The 7,525-nt window shown below is 68.8% G+C and carries 5 protein-coding genes; 1 reads left to right on the top strand and 4 read right to left on the bottom strand.

Features of this window, described 5'->3' with window-relative positions:
- Positions 1–140: 140 nt before the first annotated feature.
- Positions 141–1,310 carry a family 2 encapsulin nanocompartment cargo protein polyprenyl transferase gene (locus ACFOYY_RS25200; RefSeq protein ID WP_386192622.1) on the bottom strand — a complete coding sequence of 390 codons (1,170 nt, stop codon included), beginning with the start codon at positions 1,308–1,310 and terminating at the stop codon, positions 141–143.
- A 270-nt stretch (positions 1,311–1,580) separates the two neighbouring features.
- Positions 1,581–2,966, bottom strand: coding sequence for a family 2B encapsulin nanocompartment shell protein (locus ACFOYY_RS25195; RefSeq protein ID WP_352016141.1), 1,386 nt, complete (start codon positions 2,964–2,966; stop codon positions 1,581–1,583).
- A gap of 375 nt (positions 2,967–3,341) precedes the next feature.
- Between ACFOYY_RS25195 and ACFOYY_RS25190 the strand changes: the two genes are divergently transcribed.
- Entirely contained in the window at positions 3,342–4,223 is an 882-nt protein-coding gene (locus ACFOYY_RS25190; protein WP_362781879.1) for an NAD(+)/NADH kinase, read from the top strand.
- Positions 4,224–4,244: 21 nt separating this feature from the next.
- Here ACFOYY_RS25190 and ACFOYY_RS25185 read toward each other — a convergent pair whose 3' ends face one another.
- Both ACFOYY_RS25185 and ACFOYY_RS25180 read right to left on the bottom strand, forming a co-directional pair.
- Positions 4,245–5,492 (bottom strand): hypothetical protein, encoded by a 1,248-nt coding sequence (locus tag ACFOYY_RS25185; RefSeq protein ID WP_352016139.1) that lies wholly within the window; start codon positions 5,490–5,492, stop codon positions 4,245–4,247.
- Positions 5,493–5,728: 236 nt separating this feature from the next.
- Entirely contained in the window at positions 5,729–7,312 is a 1,584-nt protein-coding gene (locus tag ACFOYY_RS25180; RefSeq protein ID WP_352016138.1) for a carbohydrate binding domain-containing protein, read from the bottom strand.
- Positions 7,313–7,525: the final 213 nt, after the last annotated feature.

Raw genomic sequence — 7,525 nt, 5'->3', positions numbered from 1 at the left:
CTTACCGACGAAAGCCACCCTCACGACGACGATCCAATCTGATCAGAACGCGTTGACTACGAACGTGCGATCAGGTTGCCATCGTCGGTCAATGCGGGCATACCCCGCACTTGACCATCATCCAGCGGTATGGCCGGGGGTCAGCGGTCGCGGCGGGTGACGAGCCGGGCGAGTGTCCTCAGCTCGGCGGCCGCCCGCGCGACGGGACGCGCCTCATGCAGGTGGCGCAGCGCTCCGGCCAGCAGTTCGTCGGCCTGCTCCTGGCTCCAGGCCCGCCCGCCGACGGCGTCGACGAGTTCGGCGGCGTGGGCCAGGTCGGTGTCGGTCAGCGGGTCTTCCTGGTGGTAGAGACCGGCCAGCTCACGCCCGGCGGGGGTCGGGGAGGCCAGCGCGGCCACCACGGGAAGCGATTTCTTACGGCTTCGCAGATCCGAGTAGACCGGTTTGCCGGTGACCTCGGGGTCGCCCCAGATACCCAGCAGGTCGTCGACCAGCTGGAAGGCCAGTCCCAGGTCGGCCCCGAAGGAGCGCAGCCGTTCGACCTGCTCCGGGGTGCCGCCGCCGGACAGGGCGCCGAGCGCGCAGGCGCACCCCAGCAGGGCGCCCGTCTTGCCCGCCACCATGGCCAGGCACTCGGCCAGCTCGACGTCCTTGCGCCCCTCGAAGGCCACGTCCGCGCTCTGCCCCTCAAGCAGTTCCTGGATCGTGACCCCGAAGATCCGGGTCGCCTCCTGGACCGCCGGATGCCCGCCCGCGGACAGGGCGTCGTAGGCCAGCGCCAGCAGGGAGTCTCCGGCCAGGATCGCCGGGCTGACCCCGAAGACGCTCCAGGCCGTCGGCCTGTGCCTGCGGGTCCGGTCGCCGTCCATCACGTCGTCGTGCAGGAGGGAGAAGTTGTGCGCCAGCTCGACGGCGACCGCCGCGGGCAGCGCGGAGGCGGCGGTCCCGCCGACCGCCTCCGCGGCCAGCAGGACGAGCGCGGGCCGGATCGCCTTGCCGCTGTCGGCCTGGGTCGGTCGGCCGTGCTCGTCCCACCAGCCGAAGTGGTAGCCGGAGATGTGCCGCATCGACGGGGGCAGCGTGTCGATCGCGGAGCGAAGGGCCGGCTCCACCGTGTCACGGCTCCAGCGGAGCACCTCGCCCGCCGTACGCCCCTCTCCTGCCTGTCCGGCGGCCGGGTCCCGCCTGGTGGCCGTCCCCGCCGACGGTCGCCGCCCGGTGACCACCGGCCGTTCCCCGGTGACGGACCCGGTCAGATCTGGCATGTCGGCCGTGGTGTCCGCCGTCTGGCCCCCGTCAACCGCCGTCATGTCTTCACGCCCTCGTAGCGGTCGGTCATGAGGTCGAACTCCTCATCTGGCGTGTCCGGGTGGGTGTGCGCGTGGAAACCCGCCCTTCATGGCGCCGAACGCGCGCGGGTCCCGGGTGAGCATGCCCGCCCGGTAACACCCGTATTCGGATGCTACCGGCCTGCACACCCATTTCTCGATATGCGTGAGCGCCATTCTCCGACGAGCTTCTCGGCTCCACGGACACGACAGGAAGAAAACCGGGAGCTCGAAAGACCGCGTGTCCGGTTCTCAGTGCCCGAGTTCGACGTCTTCCAGGATTCCGAGGGCGTCGGGAACCAGAACCGCGACGGAGTAGTAGGCGCTGACCAGGTAGGAGATAATCGCCTTCTCGTTGATGCCCATGAAACGGACCGACAGGCTGGGCTGGTACTCGTCCGGGATGCCCGTCTGGTGCAGACCGACGACTCCCTGGTCGTCCTCGCCGGTCCTCAGCGCGAGGATCGACGTGGTGCGGCTGCCGGTGATCGGGATCTTGTTGCAGGGGAAGATCGGGACGCCTCGCCAGGCCGGGACGGTGTGCCCGCCGAACTCGGCGCCGATGGGGTAGATCCCCCGGCGGGTGCACTCCTGGCCGAAGGCGGCGATGGCGCGCGGGTGCGCGAGGAAGAACTGCGTCCTCCTGCGGCGGCTGAGCAGCTCGTCGAGGTCGTCCGGGGTGGGCGGGCCGGTCCGGGTGTGGATGCGCTGCTTGAGGTCGGCGTTGTGCAGCAACCCGAACTCGGTATTGTTGATCATCTCGTGCTCCTGCCGCTCGCGCAGGGCCTCGATGGTCAGCCTGAGCTGCTGCTCGACCTGGTCCATGGGGTCGTTGTAGAGGTCGGCGACCCTGGTGTGCACCCGCAGCACGGTCTGGGCGACGCTGAGCTGGTACTCACGGGGGGCGAGCTCGTACTCGACGAACGTGCCCGGCAGGTCGGGCTCACCGCTGTGCCCGGCGGCCAGCTCGATGGCGGCCTCGCCGTACTTGTTCTGCGGGCCCTTCGGGGCCGTCTCGAATTGACGCAGATGGCCGCGGAGCGCCTCGGAACGGTCGGCGATCTCGCGGAAGGCGTCCCCGGGCAGGACCAGAACCGTGCCCGCGGTGATGGCCCTGACCGTGAACTCCCAGTCACCCCGCTGCCCGGTCAGCGTCTCGTCGCCGAAGTGGTCGCCCCCGGCCAGCACGGTCAGGACGACCTCGTCACCGTACGGCCCCGCGCCGACCTTGTTGACCTTGCCGTGCGCGACGAGCACCACCTCGTCGGCGGGTTGGCCCGCCTGGACCAGCACGTCCCCCGCGGAGAAGTCCCGCTGGGTGAAGCGCTCGGCGAGCGCCTGCAGCACCTCGGAGTCGTCGAAGTCGCGCAGTGAGGGCAGCTCACGCAGCTCAGCGGGCACGACCCGCACCTCGGAGCCGGTGCTGGTGAAGCTCACCCGCCCGTCGCCAAGTGTGTAGCTGAGGCGCCGGTTGACCCGGTAGGTGCCACCGGAGACCTGCACCCACGGCAGCATGCGCAGCAGCCACCGCGAGGAGATCTCCTGCATCTGCGGAACCGTCTTGGTCGTCGTCGCGAGATTTCGCGCCGCCTCCGTACCGAGGCTCAGCTGCGACCTTCCGGGATCGAGCTCCGTCACAACACACCATCCATCCGTGTCGGATCGAAAAGGGCCGGGGACCTGAATCAGAGAAAAGAGAGCGAGGGGATTGACCGCGATCGAATTCGAAGCGCCATTCCACCCCCTGACACGGGGGATCAGGCGCAGGCCGCCATCGCGGAGCGCTCCAATCCTGATGGTTCGTTAAATAGGTTGTCAAGCATTAAACATCATTCGGTGAAATACAAAAATCGCCATTGTCGGAAAATTCGGATCGAACGGCTATAACGGAATTTTTGGGTTGAACTATAAGTCATCATGCCCTGTATACACATAAGTGATCTTTTACAGGCCGCCGAGGACCCCCGGGCGGGCGGCGGCATGACGCGCCGCACAGCGCCGTACAGTGGCGAGATGGGCATGGTCGAAACGGTCGGACTGGTCCTGCATCCGCGCCGCGACTCGAAGACGGCCATCGACACCGTCATCGGGTGGGCGCGCGGGCGCGGCGTCACGGTGCTCGGCCTGCCGGAGGAGGTCGGGCGCATCGACTGCAGCGCGGTCGCGGTGGACGCCGAGACGCTCGTCGGCCGGGCGGACCTGCTCGTCAGCCTGGGCGGCGACGGCACCATGCTGCGCACCATGCGCCTCATCGCGGGCCGGCCGACCCCCGTCCTCGGGGTGAACCTGGGCAGGCTGGGCTTCCTGGCCGAGATCGACGTCGACGGGCTGCCCAGGGCGCTGTCGGCCATCGACGGCCACCGTCACACCGTCGAGCCCCGCATGGCGGTGCAGGCCTCGCTGCCGGGGACCGGCACGGTGACCGCGTTCAACGACGTCGCCCTGGTGCGCATCCCCGGTGACGGGCTGTCGGCGGTCGCGGTCTCCGTCGAGGGACACCCCTTCGTCCGGTACGCCGCCGACGCCGTCATCGTCGCCACCTCGACGGGATCGACCGCCTACAGCTTCTCCGCGGGAGGCCCCATCGTCTCCCCCACGGTCGAGGGGTTCCTCGTCGTACCGGCCGCCGCCCACTCGTCGTTCAGCCGGGCCATGGTGCTCTCCGCCGACGAGGAGGTCACCCTGGAACTGCTCCCGGCGAGCGGCACGCTGGCCGTCGAGGTGGACGGCGCGGTCGCGGGCCACCTGGCGCCGGGAGACCGGCTCACCGTCACCGCGCTGCGCGCCGCCGCCTGGGTCGTACGGCTCGGCGACACGACCTTCTACGAGCGTGCCCGGCGCAAGCTCCGCGTCAACGGCAGCGCGGAGGTCGAGGAGCGGGACTCACCGGTGTGACCGGCGGTCCCGCCCCGGTTCTCAGCCATGGGATGAGCCGTTGACGGTGAGGACGCGTTCCTGCTGGGTCTCGATCGCCGGGAAGGTGCCGGTGTCGACGATCCCGTGCTCCCTGAAGGCGGCCTCGATCAGCGCGTGAGCGCGGGGCTCCAGCTTCCACAGAGCGCGGTACTCACGGGCGGTGGCCAGCGAGATGCCGATCTCGTGAGCGATGTCGGACGCCCTGGGGACGAACTTGCGCTCGATCTGCTTGTCCCAGTACTCCCTGGCGGCGCGCAGCAGGGCGGCGCGCTGGGCGGTGTCCACGACAGGGGGCGGCGAGTCGAGCATCTCGACCTCGCCCTCGTCGTCGTCGTCCATCGCCGCCGCGGGCAGCGCGTGCGTCAGGCGCGGCGGCTCCTCGGCCTCGGGGGCCCACGGGACCGGCGGGGTCAGGTCGATCAGGGCGGAGGTGTTGTAGAGCGCCCCGATCTGGGACAGCAGCGCCTCCTGGCGGGTGCTGTCGACCGCCAGGCCGGTGTGCTCGACGGCCCGGTCCATCGCCTTGTCCAGCTTGGTGAGCGCGCCGCGCATCTTCCTGTCCGAGGCTCCCGCCTCACGCAGGGCGCGGGCGCGCTTGGCGGCCAGCGCGACCCTGGTCAGCCGCCGGTGGGCGTCCACCTCGCTGGCCGTACGGTCGCTGACCTCGGCGAGACCGACGCGGACCAGCATGCGCTCGGGGGTGAGCCGCCAGTTGATGCGGTGCCGCCCCGTGATGCGGTGCCGTTCGATCGCCATGCCCCGTTCCCACAGCCAGGCGGCGACCAGCGGGGCCGCCAGGCGGAAGACGGCCTCGGCGAGACTGCGGGCGTCCATGCTGGACAGCACCGCCGACAGGCCGGTGAGCGTCCACACCGCGATGCCGTCGATGCCCGCGGAGTAGTTCTCCCGCATGTTACGGCGGGCCCGCACCGCGCTGGTGATCACCGCGACCTCGATGAACGCGAAGAGCAGCAGCCGCAGCGGGCCGTCGAAGCCGAGCACGTCGCCGGAGAAGCGCCACATGCCCTGGGCGGACACGCCGGTGGCGATGCTGGCGGCCACGATGGTGAGGATGTCCTCGGCCGGACGGGGCGCGACGTAACGGTGGAAGAACTGGTTCGCGGCCCGGTAGAGGGCTCTGGCCGCGAGGTAGGCCACGCCGAGGAGTGCTAGGCCGATCACGCAGATGATGACCGTTACGACCGGTTTATCCGACGCGAAGGCGGTGATTTCGTCGATGGGGGGCATCTCACTCACTGTCCGTCAGTCTCGATCTCCGACAGGATATGAACGCGATCATTCCAGAATGTCGGCAGCTTGTTCGCCAAACAGAGGCCTACATCCGTGACGAGATCGAACGAGAGTGACGTTCGCGGCGTGTGTGGGGCCTCTCGCCCCCTGGAGGCCACTTCCTGCCGTGACGGCCCGAACAGGCGAAAGGCCGCCCCCGGACGAGAAGTCCGGAGACGGCCCTCAAGGACCGGTCAGCGGCCCTGCAGTGCCTTGACGTTGTCGCCGAAGCTCCAGCTCCTCGACCCGTCCCAGTTGATGGACCAGGTCATCAGGCCCTTGAGCTGGCCGTTGAAGGCATTCCAGCTCTGGGAGACCAGGGAGGGAGACATGTAGCCGCCTCCGGCGCCGGCCTGCGCGGGCAGACCGGGAACCTGCTTGTCGTAGGGAACCTTGATCGTGGTGCCCTGGATGACCAGACCGTTGTTCAGGCAGGTGGTCTGGGCGGTGAAGCCCTGGACCGTGCCCGCGGAGTAGGAGTCACCGGAGCAGCCGTACATGCTGCCGTTGTAGTACTGCATGTTCAGCCACCACAGGCGGCCGTTGTCCGCGTACTTCTTGATGATCGGCAGGTAGGCGCCCCAGATGGAGCCGTACGTCACGCTTCCGCCGGTCACGTAGGCCGTCTCGGGAGCCATGGTGAGGCCGAAGTTGGAGGGCATCTGGGCGAGCACGCCGTCGATGATGCGGATGAGGTTGGACTGCGAGGCCGACAGCTGGTTGATGTTGCCGCTGCCGGACAGACCGGTCTCGATGTCGATGTCGATGCCGTCGAAGTTGTACTTCTTCAGGATCGGCACGACGGTCGCGACGAACTTGTCGGCGACGGAGCTGGAGCTGAGGTCGATGCCGGCGGTCGCGCCGCCGATCGACATCAGGATCGTGGCGCCCGCGGCCTTGGCGTCGCACATCTCAGCCGGGGTGGAGACCTTGACGGTGGCGTCCATCCCGTCCTCCCACAGCACGGTGCCGTCGGAGAGGATGACCGGGAACGCGGCGTTGATCACGTTGTAGCCGTGCTGCTTGATGCGGGGGTCGTTGATCGGCGTCCAGCCGAACGGCGGGTGCACGCCGTTGATGGCGCCGTCCCAGTTCTCCCAGTAGCCCTGGATGACCTTGCCCGCGGGCCGCGACTTCACCGCGCAGGTGCTGCCGGTGGGCGTGACGGTCGGGGTCACGGTGGGCGTGACGGTGGGGGTCACCGTCGGGGTGACGGTCGGGGTCACGGTCGGGGTGACCGTGGGCGTGACGGTCGGGGTGACGGTCGGCGTCACCGTCGGGGTGGGCGTCGGTCCGGGCGGGCCGTCGACGCTGACGTCGTCGACGTAGTAGGTGCCCTGGCCGTACCAGCCGTGCAGGAAGACCACCGCGGTGGTCTGGTTGGCGCCGGTGGTGAGGGACACGCTGAGCTTCGTGTACGACGACGCGGAGGCGGTCCAGGTGGAGGAGCCGCCGTTGACGCCGAGGTAGACGTAGTTGCCGCGCACCCAGGCGCTGACCACGTAGGTCGAGTTCGGCTTGACCGTCACGGTCTGGCTGCACTGGGCGGTGTCCGAGCCGCTGGCCGCGCCGGCGAGCGCGCCGTTACCGGAGTGGACCGGGGTGCTGACCACCGAGCCGAGCCCGCCGGTACAGGACCACGGCGCGACGGAGCCGGCCTCGAAGTCCGGGTTCACGACGACGTTGTCCGCCTGGGCCGACGTCTGCGTGATGAGGACACCTACCACTGCCAGCAGGAATGACACTGCCAGCGCCAGTAGGCGGGGGGTTCGCTTCATGGGGGGTGACCCTTCTGTCGCCCGGCACGACAAGTCGCCGGGCATTGACGACGCGGCGGGTTACGGGCCGCGTTGGTGGGGGTTGCGAACAACAGGTACAACGAAACCGAATTATCGAGACAAATTCTGCCAATGTCTACGAAAAGTTCTATTTCGGCACTGATGACTTCATTTCGGCGCTGTTGACAAGCCGTTCCCCCACCATGGTGAAGT

This window comes from Streptosporangium jomthongense, assembly GCF_042650425.1.
GTDB lineage: Bacteria > Actinomycetota > Actinomycetes > Streptosporangiales > Streptosporangiaceae > Streptosporangium.
The sequence above is the reverse complement of the archived record's forward strand: the minus strand, read 5'-3'. Positions and strand labels throughout refer to the sequence as shown.

Bases quoted from the DNA above. Each gene is read 5' to 3' on its own strand.
- ACFOYY_RS25190 (WP_362781879.1), top strand. From the start codon at position 3,342: ATGGGCATGGTCGAAACGGTCGGACTGGTCCTGCATCCGCGCCGCGAC.
- ACFOYY_RS25185 (WP_352016139.1), bottom strand. From the start codon at position 5,492: ATGCCCCCCATCGACGAAATCACCGCCTTCGCGTCGGATAAACCGGTC.
- ACFOYY_RS25200 (WP_386192622.1), bottom strand. From the start codon at position 1,310: ATGACGGCGGTTGACGGGGGCCAGACGGCGGACACCACGGCCGACATG.
- ACFOYY_RS25180 (WP_352016138.1), bottom strand. From the start codon at position 7,312: ATGAAGCGAACCCCCCGCCTACTGGCGCTGGCAGTGTCATTCCTGCTG.